This window comes from Idiomarina sp. (genome assembly GCF_048265525.1).
Classification (GTDB): Bacteria; Pseudomonadota; Gammaproteobacteria; order Enterobacterales; family Alteromonadaceae; genus Idiomarina.
The window spans coordinates 610180-635022 of record NZ_JBLXBI010000001.1; the positions used below are offsets into that span (position 1 = coordinate 610180).

23 protein-coding genes are annotated in these 24843 nt (G+C 45.0%); 16 read left to right on the forward strand and 7 right to left on the reverse strand.

Annotated features, from left to right (window positions below; all coding sequences use genetic code 11):
• Together ACN0TF_RS02990 and rmf are read left to right on the forward strand one after the other, a co-directional pair.
• Entirely contained in the window at positions 1 to 1749 is a 1749-nt protein-coding gene (locus tag ACN0TF_RS02990) for a DUF3466 family protein (RefSeq protein WP_417440684.1), read from the forward strand.
• Positions 1750 to 1923: 174 nt separating this feature from the next.
• On the forward strand, positions 1924 to 2100 hold the full coding sequence (gene rmf, locus ACN0TF_RS02995) for a ribosome modulation factor (RefSeq protein WP_011234532.1): 177 nt from the start codon (positions 1924 to 1926) through the stop codon (positions 2098 to 2100).
• A 74-nt stretch (positions 2101 to 2174) separates the two neighbouring features.
• On the opposite strand, the gene fabA is transcribed toward rmf, so the two are convergent.
• The 5 genes from fabA to ACN0TF_RS03020 all read right to left on the reverse strand — a co-directional run bounded on the left by fabA (position 2175) and on the right by ACN0TF_RS03020 (position 7939).
• A complete protein-coding gene (gene fabA, locus ACN0TF_RS03000) occupies positions 2175 to 2687 on the reverse strand; it encodes a 3-hydroxyacyl-[acyl-carrier-protein] dehydratase FabA (protein ID WP_011234533.1) in 513 nt (170 codons plus the stop codon).
• 83 nt (positions 2688 to 2770) lie between these two features.
• Positions 2771 to 4687: an AAA family ATPase gene (locus ACN0TF_RS03005; RefSeq protein WP_417440685.1), complete on the reverse strand. Its 1917-nt coding sequence runs from the start codon at positions 4685 to 4687 to the stop codon at positions 2771 to 2773.
• Between the two features lie 804 nt (positions 4688 to 5491).
• Positions 5492 to 5905, reverse strand: a complete 414-nt coding sequence (locus ACN0TF_RS03010) for a helix-turn-helix domain-containing protein (protein ID WP_417440686.1) — start codon at positions 5903 to 5905, stop codon at positions 5492 to 5494.
• Positions 5902 to 6726, reverse strand: coding sequence for a hypothetical protein (locus ACN0TF_RS03015; RefSeq protein WP_417440687.1), 825 nt, complete (start codon positions 6724 to 6726; stop codon positions 5902 to 5904). Before ACN0TF_RS03015 ends, ACN0TF_RS03010 begins: the two co-directional genes overlap by 4 nt.
• A 301-nt stretch (positions 6727 to 7027) precedes the next feature.
• A complete protein-coding gene (locus ACN0TF_RS03020; RefSeq protein ID WP_417440688.1) occupies positions 7028 to 7939 on the reverse strand; it encodes a LysR substrate-binding domain-containing protein in 912 nt (303 codons plus the stop codon).
• Positions 7940 to 8054: 115 nt separating this feature from the next.
• Here ACN0TF_RS03020 and ACN0TF_RS03025 point away from each other — a divergent pair, with 115 nt between their 5' ends.
• Positions 8055 to 8615, forward strand: coding sequence for an FMN-dependent NADH-azoreductase (locus tag ACN0TF_RS03025; protein ID WP_417440689.1), 561 nt, complete (start codon positions 8055 to 8057; stop codon positions 8613 to 8615).
• 17 nt (positions 8616 to 8632) lie between these two features.
• On the opposite strand, the gene ACN0TF_RS03030 is transcribed toward ACN0TF_RS03025, so the two are convergent.
• The gene (locus ACN0TF_RS03030; protein WP_034820882.1) at positions 8633 to 8824 is read right to left on the reverse strand and encodes a CPXCG motif-containing cysteine-rich protein; all 192 of its coding nucleotides are present in this window, start codon (positions 8822 to 8824) and stop codon (positions 8633 to 8635) included.
• 102 nt (positions 8825 to 8926) lie between these two features.
• On the opposite strand from ACN0TF_RS03030, the gene ACN0TF_RS03035 reads away from it, so the two are divergent.
• From ACN0TF_RS03035 to ttcA, 13 genes are all read left to right on the forward strand, one after another.
• Positions 8927 to 10006, forward strand: coding sequence for an efflux RND transporter periplasmic adaptor subunit (locus ACN0TF_RS03035; RefSeq protein ID WP_417440690.1), 1080 nt, complete (start codon positions 8927 to 8929; stop codon positions 10004 to 10006).
• A complete protein-coding gene (locus tag ACN0TF_RS03040) occupies positions 9999 to 13124 on the forward strand; it encodes an efflux RND transporter permease subunit (RefSeq protein WP_417440691.1) in 3126 nt (1041 codons plus the stop codon). Before ACN0TF_RS03035 ends, ACN0TF_RS03040 begins: the two co-directional genes overlap by 8 nt.
• A gap of 99 nt (positions 13125 to 13223) precedes the next feature.
• A complete protein-coding gene (locus ACN0TF_RS03045) occupies positions 13224 to 14864 on the forward strand; it encodes a methyl-accepting chemotaxis protein (protein WP_417440692.1) in 1641 nt (546 codons plus the stop codon).
• Between the two features lie 142 nt (positions 14865 to 15006).
• Positions 15007 to 16443, forward strand: coding sequence for a cytochrome-c oxidase, cbb3-type subunit I (gene ccoN / locus ACN0TF_RS03050; protein ID WP_034820948.1), 1437 nt, complete (start codon positions 15007 to 15009; stop codon positions 16441 to 16443).
• Positions 16444 to 16454: 11 nt separating this feature from the next.
• On the forward strand, positions 16455 to 17075 hold the full coding sequence (gene ccoO / locus ACN0TF_RS03055) for a cytochrome-c oxidase, cbb3-type subunit II (protein ID WP_011234544.1): 621 nt from the start codon (positions 16455 to 16457) through the stop codon (positions 17073 to 17075).
• Positions 17075 to 17257, forward strand: a complete 183-nt coding sequence (locus tag ACN0TF_RS03060; RefSeq protein WP_011234545.1) for a cbb3-type cytochrome oxidase subunit 3 — start codon at positions 17075 to 17077, stop codon at positions 17255 to 17257. The genes ccoO and ACN0TF_RS03060 overlap by 1 nt, the downstream gene beginning before the upstream one ends.
• Positions 17250 to 18203: a cytochrome-c oxidase, cbb3-type subunit III gene (ccoP, locus tag ACN0TF_RS03065; protein ID WP_011234546.1), complete on the forward strand. Its 954-nt coding sequence runs from the start codon at positions 17250 to 17252 to the stop codon at positions 18201 to 18203. The genes ACN0TF_RS03060 and ccoP overlap by 8 nt, the downstream gene beginning before the upstream one ends.
• Before the next feature lie 53 nt (positions 18204 to 18256).
• Positions 18257 to 18754, forward strand: coding sequence for a FixH family protein (locus ACN0TF_RS03070; protein WP_011234547.1), 498 nt, complete (start codon positions 18257 to 18259; stop codon positions 18752 to 18754).
• A 4-nt stretch (positions 18755 to 18758) separates the two neighbouring features.
• Positions 18759 to 21137: a heavy metal translocating P-type ATPase gene (locus tag ACN0TF_RS03075; RefSeq protein ID WP_417440693.1), complete on the forward strand. Its 2379-nt coding sequence runs from the start codon at positions 18759 to 18761 to the stop codon at positions 21135 to 21137.
• A complete protein-coding gene (gene ccoS, locus ACN0TF_RS03080) occupies positions 21134 to 21319 on the forward strand; it encodes a cbb3-type cytochrome oxidase assembly protein CcoS (protein ID WP_253619931.1) in 186 nt (61 codons plus the stop codon). The genes ACN0TF_RS03075 and ccoS overlap by 4 nt, the downstream gene beginning before the upstream one ends.
• Positions 21291 to 21959: a sulfite exporter TauE/SafE family protein gene (locus tag ACN0TF_RS03085; protein ID WP_417440694.1), complete on the forward strand. Its 669-nt coding sequence runs from the start codon at positions 21291 to 21293 to the stop codon at positions 21957 to 21959. Before ccoS ends, ACN0TF_RS03085 begins: the two co-directional genes overlap by 29 nt.
• A 68-nt stretch (positions 21960 to 22027) precedes the next feature.
• Positions 22028 to 22954: a universal stress protein UspE gene (gene uspE / locus ACN0TF_RS03090; RefSeq protein ID WP_417440695.1), complete on the forward strand. Its 927-nt coding sequence runs from the start codon at positions 22028 to 22030 to the stop codon at positions 22952 to 22954.
• 66 nt (positions 22955 to 23020) lie between these two features.
• Complete coding sequence (gene ttcA / locus ACN0TF_RS03095; RefSeq protein WP_417440696.1) at positions 23021 to 23923, forward strand: tRNA 2-thiocytidine(32) synthetase TtcA; 903 nt, start codon at positions 23021 to 23023, stop codon at positions 23921 to 23923.
• 68 nt (positions 23924 to 23991) lie between these two features.
• Here the strand turns inward: ttcA and ACN0TF_RS03100 are convergent, their stop codons facing one another.
• Complete coding sequence (locus ACN0TF_RS03100; protein WP_417440697.1) at positions 23992 to 24837, reverse strand: glucosaminidase domain-containing protein; 846 nt, start codon at positions 24835 to 24837, stop codon at positions 23992 to 23994.
• Positions 24838 to 24843 lie beyond the last annotated feature (6 nt).

Here is a 24843-nt window from a genome sequence, read left to right on the forward strand (position 1 = left end):
ATGAAATCATTTACGTTGAAGTCACTTACCGTCGCAATTGTTTCAACAGTCTCTTTTGCATCTGCAGCAGACACTTATAATATTGAAACAATTGAAACTTTGAATAATTACCGAAGCAGTATCCCGCAAAGCATTAATGCCAGCGGACAAATTGTTGGTGTTGCACGTTTCCCGGAAAATGTGGAAATTGATTTTTCTAAAGTTCCCGCGCGACTACTCACGCAGATAGGTTTTGATCCCGAAGAAGACCAAGAACTGACAATTGCTCAGTATCAGGCAGTTGTAGAGAGCTTGGGGAATCAGGCAAATAATAGCCTTCAAACTCAACGTATTGGATTGAACCAAGCTTTTATTTATAACGGAACCAGCAGTGAAGTTAATGCAGTATCAGCAACTGCGGATCAACTCGCGAATAGCGTCGATAGCTTCCTGTACTCAATCAATAATGCCAATACAGCCGTGGGTGTTACCAGTGCGCCATTCGAGCTTATTGAACATGAATATACCAACTCTGACGATGAAACTGAGACCGCAGAGTACTTTGTATCTGACTTTTTAAGTCGCGGAATGTGGTCCAACAACGGAGAATCTAGCGTCGTTGAACCAGAATCTCAGGATTACCTGGGTGGTGAAAGTGCTATCTTTGATATAAACGATAGCGGACTTGCTGCCGGTTATGAAAGCGTTGCTTTAAGTCCTGACGCAACGACTCGAATTGAAGAAAGCTGCGAAGACCCTGAAGTTGCCAACGCATCACAACCTTTAGAAGTTTGTGTATGGGGCATCTGGAGAGGCTTGCAAAACGCTGATGCGTCGAATATCGCAGCGTTTAATAATAACAGTCGTTACCGCTACAACCGTCCTCGTTCAGGTTACAATGAGGGCCGCTCTATCTATGACATTCGCGGAAAGTTATGGCAGTTTGACGCTAGTGGTGAGGTCATTGACGAAGTTGAATTACCAACTTTAGTAGAAAGAAGAAGCGACGATGAAAATGACTTTTCAAGCTACGCTTATGCCATTAATAACAATGACATAGCGGTAGGGCAAAGCTGGACTTATCATCCTGATCGCGGTGCGATTCGTATGCCGGCAATTTTCCAGAATCAAGAAGCGCTGCCTGTAACTGAAGACTCGGTTTACTTGTGGGGAGCAGCAACAGATATCAATGACTCGAATATCGCTGTAGGGCATTTAACCAAACGTCCTGCAGGAACTCTGCGAAGCTACGGCTTCTATTATGATGTTGACGCTGGTGAACTAACGATTCTTGACAGCTTCTTTAATGGCGCGTCGACTGTCGTCCGCAGTATAAATGATAACGGCGAAATGGTAGGTACAGCAGAGGTTGATCCAACACTCTCCCAGGCTCGTGCACGTGCTGGTTTTTACTATGACATGAGTGATGAAGCCCCTCAAATCATCAACCTGAACAATACGATTAGCTGTGACAGTGAATACAATATTGTTGATGCCAATGACATTAACGAAAATGGTGAAATTATTGCTACGGCGCTTAAAATTGAAGAGTATACAAACGAAGAAGGGGAAACCCGTACTCGTGAAATTCTGGTCAATATAAAGCTCGATCCTATTGAAGGCGAACTTAATAATTGTACTGACAATGAAGAACCTGTAGAGCGTCAGGGTGCAGCTGTCGGGCTGGGTTCGCTACTTGGATTTGGCGCACTGGGTTTGCTTATTACCACAATAAGAAGAAGAACCTTCCTTAAGACCAAAAAATCATAATAGGTCTTAAAATAAAAAGTAGCACAGTTTCAATTCGTTAAAAAAAGTCAATGGATACTGTGCTGCTTTTACAATTGAACTATCACCAAATAAGTCTATCAATAGTAATGAGGCAGCAAAAATGTCTCAACTCTCTAAATAATAATCTGTGAATAACAGGCGAGGGATAGATTTATGAAAAGACAAAAGCGCGATCGCTTTGAAAGAGCACATACTCAAGGCTTTAAAGCTGGTTTGCATGGTCGCTCAAAAGACAACTGTCCTTATCAAACCCAGGATGATTTTCGCTCCCACTGGCTGGGAGGTTGGCGAGATGCAATGGAAGCCCGAAATACCGGCTTATTCCGCTGATTGTCAGAGGCATTAAAGGTTAGACGAAACGCCGATAGCGAAAGCATCGGCGTTTTTTTCAATTCAAAGAGGGGCTAAAAAGTAGAAGTGTCGGTAAACAAGCCAACTTTTAAGTCTTTGGCTGTATAAATTTCGCGACCGTCAACTTCAACACGACCATTGCCCACGCCCATAAACAATTTGCGCTTAATAACTCGTGTCATATCAATAAAGTAACTGACTTTTTTGTGTTCCGGCAGAATCTGTCCGGTGAATTTAACTTCACCAACGCCTAATGCACGACCGCGTCCTGGGCCACCAGACCATGCCAGGTGAAAACCAAGCAACTGCCACATAGCATCAAGACCCAAACAACCTGGCATTACCGGGTCGCCTTTAAAGTGACAGTCAAAAAACCAAAGGTCTGGGTTAATATCGAGCTCGGCATGGATAAAACCTTTTCCGGCCGATCCACCGTCTTCGTTAATTTCAATGATGCGATCCATCATTAACATATTAGGTGCGGGCAACTTACTGTTACCAGGACCAAACATTTCCCCGCGACTGCAGGCGAGAAGTTCTTCACGAGTAAAGCTCGATTGATTCATAAATACCCTAATTAATTGTTCGAAAAAACTAGCCCGCAGTCTAGCGTACAACTGTACGCTAGACAAATCCGACAAGTGACTTCTCAGCTAAAAAGGCGTCGCCAAAAACCGCTAGGTTGATCATTATCAGAACTATCCAGTGTTCGTTCCCGAACTTTCTGGAAAAGTTCTTTAACCGGAGTGTCTGTCAGTAATTCTAATGCTTCCTCAACATGCTCTACCGTGTAAACATGAAATTTACCGGCTTTAACAGCGTCAATGATATCGTCATTAAGGTTAAGCTGATGTCTATTCGACTGAGGAATAATGACACCTTGCTCACCACTTAAGCCCCTGTGAGCACAAAGCGCATAATAACCTTCAATTTTTTCATTCACTGCACCAATAGACTGAACGTTACCAAACTGATCTATCGCGCCAGTAATAGCCAGCGACTGTTTCAACGGCTGCTCAGCCAGAGCTGAAATCAAGCAGCAAAGCTCGCCAAGTGATGCGCTGTCGCCATCTACCTCATAGTAAGACTGCTCGAATACCACAGTTGCTGATACTGATAGCGGTTCGTGGCGGGCAAATTGGTTGGCCAAATAGGCGCTTAAAATCATAACCCCTTTCGTGTGAATATTACCGGAGAGGTCAGATTTACGTTCAATATCAATAATATCGCCATCACCATAGTGAATGGTCGCAGTAATTCGGGAAGGCTCACCGAATTCACTGCCGCCCATAGTCACTACTGTCAGGCCATTTAACTGGCCAACTGCAGAGCCATGAGTGTCTATTCGAACCTGCTGTTCGAGTATGCTGCGGCGGCTCAGTTCAGCAAGATTACCTTCACGATCCCGTTGTTGCTGCAGCGCTAAATCGATTGCCGCTTTATCTATTTTTGCGTGTTGATTCTGCAGCGCACAGTCGTTGGCTTCGCGAAGCAGTTGCAGTAACTGTATTGTGTTCAACGTGAGTTCCTGCTGATAATCCGTATATCGGGCACAAACTCGTAGTAAGGCTGAATAACCATCGGTACTTAGCGGCAGCACATCGGCTAGTTGCCACACATACTGTAAGTAATTGAAGTAGGACGCTACCGGCTCATTCTGAGTTGCATAATGACCGTGAAAATCTGCTAAAAATGGGAAGAAGTTATCAAAGTCTTCGTCGTACTCGCGCAGCTGTGCGTATTCGTTACGTGAACCCAGTAAAATAATCTTGATATTAATGGGCACACACTCGGGTCGGTAAAAGAAAGCTGCACCTGAAGTCGGCGACTGACGCGGCCACTCAAATTCTCCACCTTCGATAACATCTTTCAGGCGTTTCCAGAGCGTAATGTTTTCAAGCAATTGAGCAACTTCAATAGCCAGAATGCCACCGTTTGCTTTATGCAAAAGACCAGCCTCAATCAAATGCAGCTCTGAACTGACCGTTCCTTCAACCGATTGCACACCAATGTGACCAAAGAGCCGTTCCTCAGTAACACGGTCGCAATAGTAGTAAGGGGCAGGGTGCTGATGCCCCACTAAAACAGAGGCCAGGCTCTCTCCCTGGATGTCCTCAGCCTTCTTATCTCGTATTTGTTGCATGTAGTCACGCAGCTTGTGCGTGTCGAATTGCTCAATAATTGTATTGTAAGCTTCTTCGCGCTGATCTAGCGGACGCTGCAGAAAGCCCCATATCGCTTTAATTGCTGCGTCGGCGGTTCCTGACGGCAAGTTAACGCATAGAGGACGCAGAGGATCGGACGGATTCGCCAAATACAGCCAGTCATACCAATTAGTGAATTCCCAACGATTATCCGTAAAGTAGGCATCGAGGATGTCCCGCTTTAAAAGGCCACCAGGAAATAAAGCATAAATATTAGAGTATGTACCATGCTGACGTAACGCGTTGTTTAAGGCTGTAACCGCACGTTTTTGTCCAACTAAGGCATCTTCTTTAAGTTCCGCAGGCAGCTCTTTGAGCCACTCGCTGGTTTGTGGCTGTAGCGCCAGACAGTCTAATTTCATTAAATTGTTCTTCTCTTAACTAGCAATAAAGACATGATAACAGAAATGCTGAATTGAGAGAGTTTTGCTGTGGGAAATAACATTTGGCAGTGCGACTTTTGTTATTTTGTCACTGGGGAGAACCGTCCGTTTGGCTTCAATTTCGGTATTGAGTTTTCATAGTTTAAAGCTGAACTTCGGTAATCAGCGACCTTAAAGGCATGCTAGTGGTAAGGAGTTCAATTTAAGCCTGTTTTCTCTTAAATACTTAATTGCGTATAATGTATATAACTATAAGTGAAGCGACACACGGTCAAAGCTAAGATTATCATATCCGCATTTTTTGTCTAGCAGGGCGTGGTACAAGGCTCTTATCGGTATTGGATACGCAGTGAGAAAGCTCTTTTTGAGTCCATATGGTTTGAAATATTGTCAATCATCAGGGGGCTTTGCCCCCTAATAACCCCCATAAACGGATAAATATGGCATTGTAGGGGTATAACCGATGGTTATGGCTTTGATCATTTGTCCACTGTTAAGCAGCGAGGAAAATTTATGGAAAATTGGGAGGTAATATTAACCATAATTCTAGGGGCTATAGTCTTCGTTGGCTCCCTAATTTACTACTCTAGTTCTAACTTAAATAGCTGTTTCATATGTAATAAACCTTTTAGCTCAATGAAGCAACACCGAGTTTGGTGGAAGTTCGATGGAGAGAAAAGGCCTGTATGCCTACGATGTGATAAGAAATTAGAAAAAGAGATTTCACAAGGTAACTAACGGCTTAGCGCCAACCAACCCGCCATCCTGTCTGCTTGCTTGTCGCTAACCTATCCTCGTTTTATGCAAAGTGTTCAGCAGAGAACTTGCTTCATCAACCATTGACTGTAAGCGCTTCTCTATTTCTGGGACTCGTTCGCGTTGGCTTCTGGCAATATCGGCGTAACGCCTAGCTGACCATTTATACTCGTTAAGAAACTCCAGCTCAGCAGCCTGAAAGCGGCCGTAGGGCGTGTTGATGAAATCACCATCTATATACCACTGTATATACGGCTCTCTATCAGGCAAATAACCCCGAGCGACTATCATTAGATACTTTGTAACGTGCTTGGGGGCTTTATTAGCGTCAAACCACCTGTAAACGGTTCTAAGCGATATTCCTAAGTCATCCGCAGCAGCAGGGTAGTTGAATCCGTAAATATGGACGAATAGGGTGCGGAAGTCTCTAAATTCAATCATGACTCAGTACCCGAAAGGTCTATATTCATGATTTGGTGACGATGATTCCGCATCCAACGTTCGCCTAAAGCTTCTTTCATGCTTTCAAATGATGGCTCGACGCCTAAATGATCTGCTACTGAATGCACGAAAATAGCTAGTTTTGTTCTGAAAAGCTTGGCTCCATCAGAAAACCAAGAGAAGCGGCTACTGGCAATTCTGGAGCATCTTCCGTAGGAAACTAAGCGGGCGCCTTTATCGCTGGGATAACGTTTCCCCATGTCTTTAGTAAGGTACTTAGAGAGGTACTTGGCCATACCTTCAGCAGTCGATTTAACCGGCTCTAATTGATGACGGCCGAAGCCATACTTGGGGCAGTTTTCACGGAATAGTTTCCAGAGTTGTTTTAGCTCTGGAGAAACAGAAGAATAATCTCGCTTCCTGACAGCTTCAAAATCAAAGCCAGTCCTAATGTCGGCATCAACAGCGATGAGTAAATGAAAATGAATCCGGCCGGATAGGTGGCGTTCCTGAACTTTTATCCAGGACACTGTGTTTTTTCTGAGGAAGTTCGAAGCAAAGGAGTTAAAACGGCGATTAGCTTCTTTGGGTTTATCGATGGGCTCTTTAAAAGTCAGAGTCAGAAAACCGACTGAGTTTAAGCCAAAGGTATCAATGAAATATTCAGTATTGAGAGACAACGCAAAAACCTGTTTTTTGACGTTTGAGGGCAAACTCTCGATTGAGTTGTTCTTATTTAGACAAGGAAGAGAATCTCCGCTGCGCTCCGATTCTCGAACCACTGATTCAGCATCTGAATCACAATTAAATTTTGCGACCATAATCTGCTCCATTTCTGGAGCAGGCAACGATTTTGTAGTACATTAATTACGTCACCTGCGAGTTCATTCGAAAAGTTTCTAGGTGACCGCGCCCCCGAGGTTTTGCCGAACCTGCGGGGGTTTTCTGTTTTCGCTAACCAGTTTTTCTGGTGGACGTCGCCAATCCAATTCCTACCAATTACACGCTTTTCTTAATAATCACATTAGGAGGTAAAATCGTTAAAACACTTAATTGCGTATAATGTATATTATGTTAAATCATAACTATGTCAGTATAACTCTAGTACGAAGCACTTACTTTTTAAAACTGCTGCTGTGCAAGATGCGGAAGCTTTTCAGCGAGGAAATCGATAAGAACACGCACTGCCGGCAATATTCCCCGTCGGTGTGAATACGTCATATGCATGATCCCGATGGGTAGATGCCAGTCAGTTAAAACGGGGACGAGTTCCCCGCTATTCACTGCATCGTTGCAGAGGTAATTTGGTAAAGCGACAATGCCGAGTTTTTTTATTGCAGCTTCTCGTAAGACAATCATGTCGTCGGTGATAAGCCGGGGTTTTATTCTGATATTTTTTTGCTGGCCTGAGCTGTGGATCAATTCATAACCATATCGTCCGTTGGTGTAATGCATACTTAAATGTTCGAACGTTAATAAGTCCTCAGGCTCAGTTATCGAGTTCTGATTTATTAAGTCTGGAGCAATATAAAGGGTTTGAGGAGCGTCACTTATGGGTCTGGCTATTAAACTTGAGTCTTCTATATTTTTTCGTACACGCAGAGCAATGTCGATGCCCTCTTCTATTAAGTTAACGGGTCGGTTTGTCACTACGAGCTGAATTTCAACTTCTGGATACAAACTCATAAACTCAGGCAAAACCTGGACTAACAAGCTTTGGCTTAAAGCATAGGGCGCGCTTATTTCGACTTTACCCCGGGGTTTATCCAGTAAACGCTGTGTGACTTGTTGAGCCGATTCAGCTGCGCTGACAAGACGCTCGCAGTGCACCAGAAACTCACGTCCAACATCGGTTAATTTGAGGCCTGACCGGCTTCTGTGAAACAGCCGAGTCCCCTGCTCTTGCTCAAGTATAGCCATTTTTCGGCTTATGGTGGATTTGGGCAACCCGAGCTCCCTAGAGGCTGCGCTGATACTGCCGCAGGCCATTACCTGAGCGAACAGGTAGTAGTTTGTAACATCAGGAAAAGACATAGTGAAAACCTCAAAGGTTCCGATTTTGGAACGATAGTTTCCATTTTAGCTACTTATTAGATTAATTGGAACGAATTATACTCATTGTATCAACTAAAAAATCAAAGAGGTTTCTATGAAAGTTTTACATTTGGATTCAGGTATTTTTTTAGAACAGTCTGTTAGTCGTCAGGTTAGTCAGAACATTGTTAATAAACTTAAAGAAAAACAAGATATTACTCTTGTTCACCGAGATCTGGTCACAAACCCTGTTCCTCACTTGGCCGCTGATGAATTATTAGCTGAAGAGAAGCCGCTAATTGATGAATTGATTAAGGAGCTGCTCGATGCAGATACACTTGTCATTGGCGCGCCAATGTATAACTTCACTATTCCGACTCAGCTAAAAGCTTGGTTTGACCGTGTATTGCAAGCTGGTGTCACCTTTAAGTATACAGAGCAAGGCCCTCAAGGCCTGGTAAACGGCAAAAAAGTTTATATCGCGTCTGGTCGGGGTGGTATTTACTCTCAAGGTGAAGCCCAGGCTATGGATCATCAGGAAAGCTATTTAAAACAGTTACTTGCCTTTATCGGTATTACCGATGTGACCATCATTCGCGCTGAGGGAATGAACCTGGGTGACGATCCTCGTCAACAAGGCTTTAAAGAAGCCGAACAGGCAATTGAAACAATATAACTTTTTAAAAGCGCACCTTATTCATCATCACGGTGCGCTTTGATCTGCACATCATCCCCGAGCTGCAGAATTTCGATCTCTATTGGCTGACAACAGATTTGGCAATCGACAATCTGGTGTTGGCCAATATCATTTAACCAATCAATTTCAATGTCATTTATTGCCATACAATAAGGACATTCGAACGTTTTTGGATCCGTTAAGCTCATACAAGCCTCTTATTTTCATCTGTAATCTACAATAGTAATCGAATCTGACGAAGTTTGCGTAACATACAGACAACTTCCTTTTAACAAAATAGCTGAGTACGAATGATGGCATCATGGTTCAGGCAGTCTGTTTTTTTAATTCCGTTACTATTAATGCTGGCAGTATTTAGCAACCCAGCTTGGGCTCAGGCCCCGGTTGAGTACGTTGAAGCCAAAAAGCAGCCAGTAATTAATAGCGTTGAAGTACCTACCACCCTATCCGCTCTGAATAATTCGCAACTCAGTTTTGCTGTTGAAGGAAAGTTGTTGAGCCTGAACAAGGATATTGGTGACAGAGTCAGCAAAGGAGACGTTCTTGCTAGTTTAGACGTGCGTCAAATTAATTCGACAATAGAGTCTTTACAGGCTCAGGTAGACAGCGCCAAAGCCAGTCTTGCCGACGAAAAACAGCAGCTGAGTGAATTAGAAGAGTTAGCTGAGACCGATTTTGTTCCAGCTAGCGACTTAAGACGCTCCCGTACCCGGGTTCAGGTTGCACAAGCGCAACTGGCAGAAACAAGAGCGCTGTTAAACGAGACAGAAGTTAATCAAAATTATCATCAACTTACGGCACCATTTGACGGTGTTATTACGAGTCGCTCGGCGGATTTAGGTGAATGGTTAAGTGCCGAACAGGTCGTTTTTCAATTGGTAGGCAGTAAGAACCAGCATGCCGATGTGTTTCTTTCCCAGTCGTACTACTCCTCTATAAACTCTGATACTCAGGCTTCGCTTAGCTACAAAGAGACGACTATTGATGCTCGTTTAAGTCGCATAGTGCCCTTTGTTGACGGAAATGATCGCTCTTTTCAGGTTCGCCTTACGGGGGATTACCCGGAGAACTGGGTTGTTGGAATTCCATTAAAAGCCTCATTTGAGATAGATACGGGACGGGTTCAGACTTCGGTGCCTCAGGATGCGGTTGTTCGCTACAGCGATGGCAGAACCTCTGTCTGGATTGCGGTTGAGCAGAATGATGAATGGCAAGCGAAAGAACAGTCCGTTGAACTTGGCTTACGCTTCAACGGCTATGTAGAGGTGGAAAGCGGTGTAAGTGAAGGCGAGAGGGTCATAGTACGTGGTAATGAAGCTTTAACTGATGGTCAGGTACTAAAGCTTACGGAGTCTGCTGACTATGATTGAAGCCGTAATAAAGCATAAACATGTCACCATCGTCGCCATTTTAATACTTTGTTTACTGGGCATAACGGCAGCATTGCGTATTCCGGTACAAATGATCCCTGACTTAGAAGTCAGAACGATTTCTGTACAGACTCAATGGCCGGGTGCCACACCGCAGGATATCGAAAAAGAGATACTAATTGAACAGGAAGAGTTTCTTCGCACTGTTCCCAACTTGCAACGTATGGAAAGCAGTGCCAGTAATGGCGAAGCAAGCATAGAACTGGACTTTCCTTTCGGGGTTGATGTTACCGAAACATTAATTCTGGTTAACAATGCGTTAAGTCAGGTTCCGGATTACCCCGAGAACGTCGATGAGCCTCGTATTTTCTCCGCTTCTTTTTCCAGTAATGCGTTTATGTACTTTCGGGTAGCACCAATTGAGGATAACCCTAAAAATATCAACATGATCATGATGCGCGATTACATTGAAGACAACGTTCGCCCAAGAATGTCTTCAGTTGCTGGCGTCTCGCAAGTGAATGTTAGTGGCGGAGCGCAAAGGCAAGTTCGTATCCTTATGGATAAAGATGCACTGATTCAATACAACGTATCAGTTGATGATGTCAGAACCGCAATAAGCGGACGTAATCGCGATACCTCGGCCGGAGAACTGGAACAAGGTAAACGTCGGTTCCTGCTGCGCACTGTCGGTCGTTTTGATTCGCTTGAAGAAATAGAAAATACCATTATCCGCAGAACCGGTGACAGTCTGGTCAGGTTAAAAGATGTCGCCGATATCGACTTTAATCACTTTGAGCTGAACAGTGAGTCCTGGTTTAAAGGCCAGCAGGTACTCAGCCTTCAGGTTCAGCGTGAGCTGGGCTCTAACGTCATTGACATAAAATACGCCATGCTGGACGAAGTTGAGCGCATTAACGAGGAGTTACTGCGCCCTGCCGGTATGGAAATTACGCTAAACTCCGATGATGTTCGCTATGTGGAAAGTTCAGTTCAGAATGTATTGGTGAACTTACTGTTAGGCGCCCTGTTCGCAACCCTGGTTATGTATGGTTTGATGCGTTCAGGCCGCGCGACGTTAATTGCGGTTATCGGTATTCCAATTTGTACTCTGGCCGGCTTTCTGGGGCTGTTGCTGCTGGACAGAACCATCAACGTCATTTCATTAGCTGGTATTGCATTTGCTATTGGCATGACGCTGGACAACACCATTGTGGTGTTAGAAAGTATCGAGCTTGAACGACGTAAAGGACTGAACCCTAAAGAAGCAGCAATTGAAGGTGTGAAACGAGTCTGGACCGCGGTACTTACCTCTACCCTGACTACTGTCATGGTTTTCCTGCCAATTCTCTTTATTGTTCAGGAAACCGGACAATTGTACTCCGATATTGCTATTGCCATTTCGGCATCCATTATTGCTTCGATGTTTGTTTCTGTGACTTTAGTGCCCTTACTCGCCGCTTATTTTCCTGCGCAGGCAAAAACCAAAGTAACAGACAAACTGACCAACCGAATCGAAGCTATCAGTAGTCGGCTTTTACGTTCTAAAAAATCAAAACTCAGTACTGTTGGAGTGACCTTTGTTGCAGTGGTGGCCATTTGGTGGTTTCTGATGCCCCCTGCGGAATATTTGCCTGAGGGGGAAGAAGCTAAAACTTTTGCCACTATGAGTGCCCCACCCGGCTATAACTTGCAAACCATGTCTTCTATTGGGGATGAAATACGTGATATTTTCGATCCGGCATTAACGACGGAAAACACTGAGGTTACCCGTTCAGGAGTCACTATTCCCGCGCTTAAAACCATGAGTTTAAGTGTTGCCCCTTCGAATATTCGGATTATTGCTGAAACCCGTGATAAAAGTAGAATTGATGAGCTAATGGAAGTCATTACTCAAGTTTACGAGCGCTACCCCGGCATGCGGGCCTTTGCAGCCAAAGGTTCTATTATCAGCAGTAACGATGGCGGCACCCGTAGTATCAATGTCGACGTTGGCGGGCAAGAACTCAACGAAGTTTATGCGGCCGCACGAGCTATATATGATCGCTCGCAAAAGGTTTTCGATGACCCCAGAATTCAATCCACACCGAACTCCCTTACTCTTGCCCAACCTTTATTAGAGGTTCGCCCTGACTGGGAACGGATGAGTGAATTAGGTCTGGACGCAGACAGTTTTGGTTACGCTGTTTCCGCGCTAACTGACGGGGCTTTTGTTGGTGAGTACTTCCAGGGTGACGACAAAATTGATATGTACCTGTATAGCGACAAAGGTACGGAAGTAACGCCGGAAATGCTCGATGACTTACCATTACTTAGTGTCAACGGCCGCTCCGTGGCACTGAATGCAATTAGCGAGGTGCGCGAAATTGTCGATACCAGCACAGTGCGACGTGTCGACAGCAGGCGCACGGTAACCTTAAATATAATACCTCCAAAGTCAGTTGCGCTTGAATCTGGAGTTGAAATAGTTCGTTCAGACGTTTTGCAGCACTTACGGGATCAAGGTGTTATAGCTGCTGATATTTCGACTCAGTTATCCGGGGCGGCTGACCAGCTAGCAGAAACCCAGGCCGCACTAAGTGAAAACTATGTCATTTCCATCGCCATTATTTACCTGCTGATGGTCGCAATTTTTGCGCACTGGGGATATCCGTTACTGATAATGGCAACCATACCAATGGGGATAAGTGCAGGTATTGCCGGGTTAGCTCTTATGAACGGTGTCGGTCAGCTTTTACCCGCTGTCGGGCTTCAGCCGCTGAGTCAGCCTTTCGACATGATCACCATGCTTGGCTTTCTTATTCTTATGGGAACCGTCATTAATAACCCCATTCTGGTGGTTGAGCGAGCTATTTATCTTCGCGATAAAGAGAACTACTCAATTAAAGAGGCTGTTCAGGAAGGTTTGCTGTCGCGCGTACGCCCCATAACCATTACAACCTTAACCACGCTATGCGGTATTGCTCCTCTGGTTTTTATACCCGGAGCCGGGACGGAATTGTACAGAGGCGTTGGTGCTATTGTGATGTTTGGTTTAATCGGCGCAGCATTAGTTACCGTGTTTACCTTACCAGCTTTATCGGCATTGGTACTTAAAGGGAGAAAGATCAATTCCTAGAAAAATAAGCATTATTAAGCTACTTTTCTGCTGTAAAGATTTTGTAAGCTGCCGATAGCCTATTACGAAAGCTTTCCGACGATTGAATAAGGAATATTAATGAAAATCGTACAGCAGTTAAGTATCACACAGAGACTTATATCATTATTGGGTATCGCCGCTCTGGGAACCGCCCTGATGGTAGCCTTTATGATGTTCTTACTGAATAACCTGTTGGTTAAGGAAGAAAAACGTAAACTCGATTCCGTTCTTGATACTGCTCACAGTGTGGTCAGTCATTACCACCAGCAATACCAGGATGGTAACTTGACCGAGGAAGAAGCAAAAGCTAAAGCTTACACCAGCCTTGACGGAATTCGATACGAAGGCAGCGAGTACATTTTTACACTTAATCGTGATGGAATTCTGGTTCAGCATCCTTTTACTAAACAGTTAGTTGGTAAGGATGTCATGAGTTATGAGGACCCTGAAGGAACTCGTCTTTTCCAGGAGATGGTTCGCAAAGCACGTTCGGCCAACGAAGCCACAGTAGAATACGTTTGGCAAAAAGGTAGTGACGCAAATAATCTCGTCGCGAAAGTCAGCCGGATACGCGTTTTTGAACCATGGAATATTATCCTTGGCACAGGACAGTACAGCGACAATATTACCGCTATTCTATGGCAGGAGTTTTTTAAGTTAGCTGGTTTAGCCGTTGTTTTATCCGTCCCCCTACTTTTGTTATTTGTTGTCATCATACGCAGTATCACCAGCCCTTTAAAAACCATTAATAGTGCTATGTTTGATATCGCCGAAGGCGAAGGAGACCTGACTAGACGATTGAATGAATCGGGGTCTGATGAGCTTGCCCGACTAGCAAAATCATTCAACACCTTTGTTCACAAAATTCAGCAACTTGTTCAAAATGTTCAGGAAAGTGCAAGGAATGAGAGCGAAGCTGCAAGTCAATTGACTGAATTATCAGGTACCAGCAGCCGTCAAAGTGATGAGCTTAGCTCACAAACAAGTTCTGTCGCGACAGCCATTACCGAATTGTCTTCCTCAGCTTCAGAGGTTGCTGATCACGCCCGTCAGGCGGCCGACTCGGCTAATACGGCAGACGAAGAAGCGGGACGTTCAGCTATTATCGTACGAGAATCGGTTAATAACATCGAAGCACTGACTTCTGAGCTGAGTAAAGCCGGCGAAAAAGCCCGCTTACTGCAAGACGGCTCTGACAAAATTGGAAACATACTCGGCGTCATTGTTGCTATAGCAGAGCAAACCAACTTACTGGCGTTAAATGCAGCTATTGAGGCTGCTCGCGCTGGCGATGCCGGACGTGGGTTTGCGGTCGTTGCCGATGAAGTCAGAACGCTGGCAACCCGAACTCAGCATTCAACTGATGAAATCTCATCTATTGTGGAAAGTATCCAGGGTGCGATTAAAGACGTGAGCCAGATCATCAGCGATGTTGAACGTCGTTCGTCCTCTACAAACGAGGAGGCTCTCAAAGCCGAGCAAGCGATAAGCCAAATTCAGGAAGCCGTTGCGAATATATCGAGTATGAATATACAAATTGCGTCGGCGACCGATGAGCAGAGTCGGGTAACTAAAGATCTGAACGAGAATATCACTGGCATTTCCGACCTTTCTCAAGCCAATCAGGACGCTAATACACGCGTGGCTGAAGTCAGTCGGGATTTGAGTAAAAACAGTATTGATTTGAGTCAACTTGTCAGTCGGTTTAAGACAAAATAACCTTAAAAATACAGGGGATACTGGTAATCTCCCCTGTACCTTTCAACTCACAAGACGTAAAATAAATGCACTTTTACATGGATTGTGTCTGTCTGGTAAAAGTCACCTTTTTCCTGATCTTACATCACTGCGGATTTAAAAGATGAGTCAAACAATTCCACAACAACCGATCGAATATAATATGAAAGTCGTCCGGCAGTTTACTGTCATGACGATTATTTGGGGTATCGTCGGTATGTCTGTAGGCGTATTGATAGCTGCCCAGCTTGTCTGGCCAGAGCTTAACTTCAATACTCCCTGGCTAACCTACTCCCGTCTTCGCCCGCTACATACAAACGCTGTTATTTTTGCGTTTGGTACCAGCGCTCTTTTTGCCACTTCTTACTATGTTGTTCAGAAAACGTGTAGAGTAAGCTTGTTCTCAGACAAGTTAGCAGCTTTCACTTTCTGGGGGTGGCAGGCCGTTATAGTGGCAGCCGTTATTACTCTGCCTATGGGTCTTACCAGTACGAAAGAATACGCTGAACTTGAGTGGCCTATCGACATTTTAATTACTGTCGTCTGGGTGGCTTACTTAATCGTCTTCTTCGGCACACTGGCTATTCGTAAAACATCACACATTTATGTGGCCAACTGGTTCTACGGTGGTTTCATTATCGTTATCGCCATGCTGCATATTGTGAACAGCTTCGCTATACCAGTGTCGTTTACTAAGTCCTATTCAATCTATTCAGGTGCTGTCGATGCCATGGTTCAATGGTGGTACGGGCACAACGCTGTAGGCTTCCTTCTGACAGCGGGTTTCCTGGGTATGATGTATTACTTTGTACCGAAGCAAGCTGAGCGCCCTGTTTACTCTTACCGCTTGTCGGTTGTTCACTTCTGGGCACTTATTTCCTTATACATCTGGGCCGGACCTCACCATTTACACTATACCGCGTTACCAGACTGGACTCAGTCGGTCGGTATGGTCATGTCTGTTATCCTGTTCGTACCTTCATGGGGCGGCATGATTAACGGTATCATGACGTTATCTGGTGCATGGCATAAGCTGCGAACCGACCCGATTTTGCGTTTCTTAATTGTTTCTCTGTCATTCTACGGCATGTCGACTTTCGAAGGTCCGATGATGGCAATCAAATCAGTGAACGCGCTTTCTCACTATACTGACTGGACTGTGGGTCACGTACACTCTGGTGCTTTAGGCTGGGTTGCAATGATCACTATCGGTTCCATGTACTACCTGGTACCTCGCCTGTTTAACCAGAAAGAAATTCATAGCATTAAGCTGGTGAACGTTCATTTCTGGCTTCACACTATCGGCGTCGTTTTCTACATCGTCTCAATGTGGATTTCAGGTGTGATGCAAGGTCTTATGTGGCGTGCGACAAACTCTGACGGAACCTTAACTTACAGTTTCGTAGAGAGTGTTCAGGCATCATACCCATTCTGGACAGGCCGTTTTATCGGTGGTGTTTTCATTGTAATTGGTATGTTGCTGATGGCTTATAACTGTTATCAGACAATTCGTGCCGGCCGTCGTGAGACAGCTGCAGGCAACGTCGTACAAACTGCCTGAGGGAGAGAATAATGAGTCGTTTTAAACACGAATTTGTTGAAAAGAACTTAGGTTGGTTGTCAATTTTAATGATCATTGCGGTTTCAATCGGTGGGTTAGTAGAAATTACTCCCCTACTGTTTCAAAACCAGACCAATGAACCCATAAAAGGTTTGCAGCCATACACCGCGTTAGAGCTTGAAGGTCGCGATATTTATATGCGCGAAGGTTGTAACAACTGCCACAGCCAGATGATTCGTCCTTTCCGTGCAGAAACGGAGCGTTACGGACACTATTCATTAGCTGGTGAGCACGTTTGGGAATTCCCTCACCTTTGGGGTTCTAAGCGCACGGGTCCAGATTTGGCTCGTGTGGGTGACCGTTACAGCGATGAATGGCATCACGTTCATTTAATGAACCCTCGTAATGTGGTTCCTGAATCTAATATGCCAGCGTTCCCTTGGCTTGCAGAAAACAAGCTAACGGGTGAATACACAGCTAAGAAGATGGAAGTTATGCGGACATTGGGCGTTCCTTACGAAGACAAGGACATCGCCGGTGCAAAAGAAGCCGTTCAGGGTAAGACTGAAATGGAGGCGCTTATCGCTTACTTACAATCTCTTGGCACAACGCTACAGCAGGCTGATAAGTAATGGATTACGGAACTTGGCGCGGCGTGTTCAGCCTGATCATACTGGCAATTTTTATTGCCATCGTGGCCTGGGCGTTCAGTCGCCGTACAAAAAAACAATTTGATGATGCGGCTAATTCTATATTTGAGGACGAATCATCAATAGATAACAGCGACAAACCGGAGTCGAAGAAAGATGAGTAGCTTCTGGAGTGCATGGATAATTGTTTTAACGCTGGCCACCTTAGTGGTATTAATTTGGCTACTGCGCTGGAACATGAAAAATTACACTCACATCGAAGAAGGTCAGGAAATGGACCACGAATTCGATGGGATTGTAGAGTTAAACAACCCTCTTCCTAAATGGTGGACCTATTTGTTTTGGGCCTGCTTTGTATGGGGCTTTATATATCTGGCTCTATACCCCGGGCTTGGGAACTTCAACGGCTTGCTAGACTGGAAAAGCTCAAACCAGGATGTTCAATCCTTAGAAGAGTCTCGCCAGGCAATGGAAGAAGCCCATGAAAAAGGGATGATTGTTGAGTATGACCGTGCCGTTCGTGCGGCGGAAGAAAAGTATGGCCCTATTTTTGCGGCATTTGCAGAGCAGCCAATTGAAGAGCTGGCTAAAAATGAAGATGCGCTAGATGTTGGTCAACGTTTGTTCCTGCAAAACTGTGCGCAGTGTCATGGCTCGAACGCGATGGGTGGTCAAGGTTTCCCTAACCTGACTGACGACGACTGGCTATATGGTGGTGAACCAAGCAATATAAAAACCACCTTGCGTGAAGGACGCCAGGGCAATATGCCGGCATTTGGTGAGCAGTTCAGCGATAAAGAAATTAATGAACTAGCAAACTATGTCGCCAGCTTAAGTGGTCGTGAACGTGATGCCGATTTAGTCGAAGCCGGCAAAGCAAACTTCGCAGTTTGTAGTGCGTGTCACGGAGCGGATGGTAAAGGTAACCAGCAGCTTGGCGCGCCAAACTTAACTGACGATGTCTGGCTTTACGGTGGTTCAATTAATAAAATTGAAGAAACTCTGAAGCATGGTCGTAACGGTGTTATGCCCAAGTGGAAAAACATTCTGGGTGAAGATAAAATTCACGTTATTTCAGCTTATGTCTACAGCTTATCTAACGACGAATAAAACCTAGTAAACACAGCCCCGCTACGGCGGGGCTTTTTGTATGAGGTCTCATTATGATTCAACCCTGGTATAAGCAGTTCTGGCCATGGTTTCTTATTTCCCTCCCCGTTACTGTCATGATCGTCTGTGGCGTTATTATTTATCTGTCCGTATCTCAGGGCGGCGTTTCCATGGTGGTTGATGACTACTACAAACGCGGCAAAACCATCAACGCAATTATCGAGCATGTTGAAGAAGCACAACGCCGTAATATCTCTTTTGAGTTTACTGCTGATAAAGGCCTGTTTACTCTTAAATATGCTTCTGGCCAGCCGGAAGAACTGTCTGCTCTACGAGTGTTTTTTATTCACGCTACACAAGATGAAAAAGACTTTACCCGCATGTTGACGGTTGCTTCAGATGGTACCTATCGAGCAGATATTCCTGAAGAAATAGAGGGCAAGTGGACCATAACCGTTGAGCCTTTTAATGAAGTCTGGAAAGTAAGCGAAAAATATCAACTACCAAAATCCGAGTTGACTAAACTTCGTCCGTTATTATACGGAGTTTGATTGAATGGAATGTTTTCACTGCCTGCAGCCGGTTCCCAAAGGGGTTAATCTTGCTGTTGAGTACAAAGGTTCTGAGAAACCGGTCTGTTGTGCAGGGTGCCAGGCTGTGGCACAAACCATCATTCAGCACAACTTACACGCTTATTACGAACACAGAGACACATCTCAATTACAGGACTCACCTGTTCTTCCGGAAGAATTAAATGATTTAGCTCTCTACGACAACCCTGACTTACAAAAGGAGTTTGTAAGACATGAAGGAGCTGACACCGAACTAGCAGCTTTGACCGTAGAGAACATTACCTGTGGCGCTTGTGGGTGGTTAATTGAACGTGAATTGTTGCGTCTTGAAGGTATACAAAAAGCTGTGGTTAACGTTACCAGCCGCCGGGTGCAGGTTAGCTGGTCTCCCGCTAAGTTAAAATTAAGCGATATTTTAAGAGTCTTAGCCAACATTGGATACAAGGCTCTGCCCTTCCAGCCCAATGAAGCCGAGCAACAATATGCACGGCAGCGAAAAAGTTATATCCGTCGGTTAGGCGTAGCGGGCATTGCTACTATGCAGGTTATGATGATTGCCTTTGGCCTGTATTTCGGCGTTGTCAGCGACTTATCACCTGACTTACAACGCTTTCTCTGGAGCGTTAGTCTGGTTTTTGCCACTCCAGTTATTCTCTACAGCGCACAACCTTTTTACGCAGGTGCCCTAAGAGCTTTACAGGCATCGCGTTTGAACATGGACATTCCCGTCAGTATCGCGTTACTAGGTGCCTACAGTGCCAGTGTGTACGCGACAATAACCAATACGGGTGAGGTTTATTTCGAATCCATCTCTATGTTTACCTTCTTTTTGCTAACGGGTCGTTTTTTGGAACTGCTGGCAAAAGAACGGGCATTGAAATTTGCCACTAACCGTCTGACCCTGCTGCCTAAACTGGCTAATCGTGAGACTCCCGAAGGTTATGAATCCGTTGCCATTAAATTGCTGGAAAGCGGCGATATTATTCGGGTAAAAGCTGGTGAAACCATTCCTGCAGATGGCGAGTTACTGAATAAACAAGCTCAGGTTGATGAAAGTTTATTGACCGGAGAAAGCCTGCCCAGATCAAAAAAACTTGGAGACGCGGTTATTGCCGGCAGTATTAACCAGCACTCTCCAATACGAGTAAAAGTAACTGCAACCGCTCAGCAAACGGTTCTAGCCGGTATTATTGCGATGCAGGACTCTGCTTTAGCGGTCAAACCCAAAGCGCAGCAAGTTATCGATAAAATTGCGGGCTATTTTATCGCAGCAATTTTAACCGTCGCGGTTATTACTTATTTCAGTTGGTGGTGGATCCAGCCTGATCACGCCCTGTGGGTTACTTTGGCTGTATTAGTGGCCACCTGCCCTTGCGCTTTGTCTCTTGCGGCGCCAACCGCATTAACCGGCATTATTCACCGACTAAACCGAGATGGCATTTTATTAAAAGGCTCCGATGTTCTTGAGTCTGTTAAACACCTGAATACAGTCTGCCTGGATAAAACCGGCACCTTAACTGAGGGCAAGTTCCGGCTGGTTGAGCGAAAAGATTACATAGACTCCAACACCGTTGATAAATTGGTTAGCGGGCTGGAGCTTTTTTCGGAGCACCCTCTTTCCGTTCCATTAAGCCAACTGTCTAACGCTCCAGTTTCATTTCAGAACGTTACTAACGAGATGGGTTTTGGGCTACAAGGCGAATTTGACGGGAAGTTTTACCGTGCGGGTAGTGAAAGTTATATTCGGCAGTGGCATCCGGAGTTTAAAGCTCTTAACAAGCACCAGGTGGTTATTGCCAGTAAAGAAAGCGTTTTGGCCGAGTTCAGAGTTGAAGACCAAATAAGAGAAGATGCTGCCGAAACCATTAATTGGTTAAAAACTAATGGTTATCAACCCATTATTCTAAGCGGTGACAGCGAATCGAGAGTTCAGTCACTGGCTCATGAACTGGATATACCGGAATATCACAGTGCCTTAAAACCTGAAGAGAAGCTTGCTTTTGTTACGGCTCAACAGGAAGCCGGGCATACGGTCTGGATGGTCGGTGACGGCATCAACGACAGCCCGGTTCTGGCAAAAGCTGATCTTTCAATGACGTTTTCTCAGGCATCTGACTTAGCACAAACCGCAGCGGACGTTGTGTTAATGTCTGAATCTCTGAATCAAATTAAAGTTGTTATAGAAAGTGCACTTAAAACACGCAAGATCATGCAACAGAATTTCATTTGGGCATTGGTGTATAATGTTTCTGTATTACCTGTAGCTGCTCTCGGAATGATTGCTCCCTGGGCAGCAGCACTTGGTATGTCGCTTAGTTCTCTTCTGGTAATAGGAAATTCTCTAAGGTTGTATCGAAAATGAGTGTAATTTACGCATTAATCCCCATCGCTATAATTTTCGTTATTATTGCTGTTGCGGTATTTTTCTGGGCGGTACGTTCCGACCAGTTTGAGGACATCGAACGTCAGGGACTCAATATTTTGATGGACGACGAAGATAACACCAATAAAGCTGATGATGAATCCGATAAACCCAAGCGCTGATCTTGTTACAGCCTTGCTGATGGGGCTTGCCGGCGCCGGGCATTGCTTAATGATGTGCGGCGGTATTGCCAGTGCTATGGGTATTAATACCCGACCCTACCATGTCTGGCTGTATAACTTAGGTCGAGTGTGCTCCTACATGCTTATTGGAGCTTTGGTCGGCGGAGCTATCGGCTTGTTTGCTCCGGAAGGCGGTTATACAACAATCATTCTTCGCTGGTTAGCTGTTGCATTCCTCCTCTTACTTGGACTGTATTTTACCGGATGGTTTTCAGGGCTGGTGTATCTGGAGAAGTCAGCCCGGCCAATTTGGCGGAAAATACAGCCTCTGGCTGCAAAACTGAGAAATAAACCGGGTATTTTTGCGACCTTTTTTGCGGGGGCTTTATGGGGTTGGTTACCTTGCGGAATGGTTTATAGTGCTCTCAGCTGGGCGGCTTTAAGTGGTTCGGCCAGCGGTGGTGCGTTAACCATGGCGGCGTTTGGTTTGGGGACTTTGCCAGCCATGATAGCCGCTGGGCATTTCAGCCAGTTTCTGCATCGCTTTTTACGCGCCCAGGGCGTACGCACAGCCATGGGTGTTTTGCTCATAATCTATGCTTTATGGAGCATGTTGACCCTAATCAAACCTTTTTTCTAATAAAGCCTGCAAAGCGTTCTGCTTTCGTCTAATCTTAAGAATGAATATAGACTAATTATGAGGTCAGTATGGACGCATTCCGTCACGTTTTAGTTGTTATAGACGCTGCAGATGAGCAGCACAAAGCATTGAAGCGCGCTTTACATATGGCTAGGTTGAGCGATGCCAGATTAACGCTGTTTTTGTCTATTTATGACTTTTCTTACGAAATGACAACCATGCTGTCCAGCGAGGAACGCGACGTTATGCGTTCAAACCTTGTAGCGGACAGAAGAGCCTGGTTAACCGACGTATTGAGCGAATTTGATACAGATTCGGTTCGCATTGATATCGATGTGGTCTGGCATAACCGACCTTTTGAAGCCATTATCAAAGAAGCGATAAAGCACAAACACGACCTTATTATAAAAGGCACTCAGGTCAGTGCCAGTTTCCAGAACTTAATTTTCACACCAACCGACTGGCACTTACTGCGAAAAGCCCCCTGCCCGGTTTTACTGGTTAAAGAACATGAGTGGCCAAGCCATGGACAGATCATTGCTGCCGTTCATACCGGTTCTGAAGAAGAACATCACCAGCAGTTAAATAGACGCATTATTGAACACGCGCAGTCAATGAGCAAAGTGCTGAATGCAAGTGTGCACCTTGTCAATGCTTACCCCAGCGCTCCAGTCAATGTAGCGGTGGAAATTCCTGAATTTGATGTCAGCGAATACAGCGATGCCCTCGAGCAACACCACGTTAACCGTATGGCCGCGCTGGGACGCGATTACGGCATTTCCAGCCACTACCAGCATCTGTCCCAAGGTTTGCCGGAACAGGTTATTCCCGAGGCAGCAAAACAATTAGATGCTGAACTCGTGGTGTTAGGCACTATTGGCCGCACCGGGTTAAGCGCAGCTTTGTTAGGTAACACGGCTGAACACGTACTGGACCAGTTAAATTGTGACGTGTTGGCAATTAAACCAGAAGACTTTGTCAGTCCCCTCGCTTGAGTTTAATGCCTCAGGTATAATCCGGCTCCTCAGAACTTACAGATGACATAGGTTGCAGGAGCCACTATGGCCAGTGAAAATAAATACAGTTTCAATAAGCTACAGAAACGTATTCGCCGCGATGCGGGAAAAGCCATACAAGATTTCGGAATGATTGAAGACGGCGATCACATTATGGTGTGTCTGTCGGGCGGTAAAGACAGTTACACTTTGCTGGACACTCTTCTCTATCTGCAAAAAGTTGCTCCTATTCGCTTTTCTCTGGTTGCAGTCAACCTGGACCAAAAACAGCCCGGGTTTCCGGAGCACGTACTTCCGGCTTATCTGGAAAAGCTTGGTGTTGACTACAACATTGTTGAAGAAGACACATACAGCATCGTTAAAGATAAAATCCCCGAAGGAAAAACAACCTGTTCGTTATGCTCCCGCCTTAGACGTGGCATTTTGTATCGCACAGCCAAAGAATTAAAAGCCACGAAAATTGCGTTGGGTCACCACCGCGACGACATGATAGAAACCCTTTTCCTGAATATGTTCCATGGTGGCAAGTTAAAATCTATGCCGCCTAAATTGGCCAGCGATAACGGTGAGCACGTTGTTATTCGCCCTTTGGCTTATGCCCGCGAAAAAGAGATAGAGCAATACTCCGAAGCCATGGAGTTTCCTATCATTCCCTGTAACTTATGCGGCTCGCAGGAAAACCTGCAAAGAAAACAGATAAAACAAATGCTTAATGGGTGGGACAAACAGTTTCCGGGCAGAATTGAAAGCTTATTTACGGCAATGCAAAACGCTGTACCCTCACATTTAGCCGACAGCGCCCTGTTTGATTTTAAGGCCGTTACCGCAGACGGCGTTGCTGATGACAATGGCGATAAAGCCTTTGATACAGAAAGCTTTACTTCAAACTTTGAAACTGAAGAAAGTCCTGTTTTTGCCAGCAGTATTCCAATCAAACATTTGGCCTAAACCAGATATTAAAAGAGGCTCTTAATTAAGCCTCTCTTATTGTATCTCAGTATAATCCTGCTTAACCCCTACTCTGGTTGCGGAACTTCCGGCGTTTTCAATTCTTCGCTGACTTTTCTCACAATGGGTCGATTGATACGAATCATCGCACGCAATTCATCAATATAGTCTTCTCCTCGCTCAGAGTAACTTGATAAGCCCGTAATTAAATCTCTTGCCAGAATGTCTTCGTTATCTAAGCGCTTTTGTTCTCGCAGCAAACGTAAATCCAGATAAGCACCATGAGTATTAATATTACGCATATAACTTCTTACTGACGCATTAACCGAGTCAAATCGCGCAACTTCATGGCGGCCATCTTCATCTCTTCCGGTAGGAACTAAACCACAGCCTTTGGAATAACACCATTGACCAAACAAGTTCAGTCCTTTACGTGAAAATCTGGACGTTCCCCAGCCCGATTCATTTGCAGCCTGAACAAGTACCATCATTTCCGGAATAATATCCATGCGGCGTTTTAGCAAACCAAATAAATTTTCATCAATTGCAATGTCTTCTTCCAGTCGATAATACTCAATCCAGTCCGCAAGCTGTTTTTTATCGGCCTCAGTTAACTCATTGTTTTTAAAACGCTCGTAAGTTGCTTTAAGGTAAGCCCTGTCATGCAGTATCCGTATGTTCTCAGCTTCTACCATTGGCAGTAAAAAGCGAAAAAACTCTTCCTTCTTTTCCGTAACATCGGTCATCGACATAAAATCCGGCAAGTCTCTCTGAACCGGCACGTCTGGAATTGCCGGTAAATGAGCCGTGACTGGCTGTTCAGGCGTTTCTAACTCGGTATCTTTAATAAGCCACGGTAACAGTAATGCCGCTACGCTCAGTACAATAAATAGTAGTATGGTTAATAATCGCATGTATTC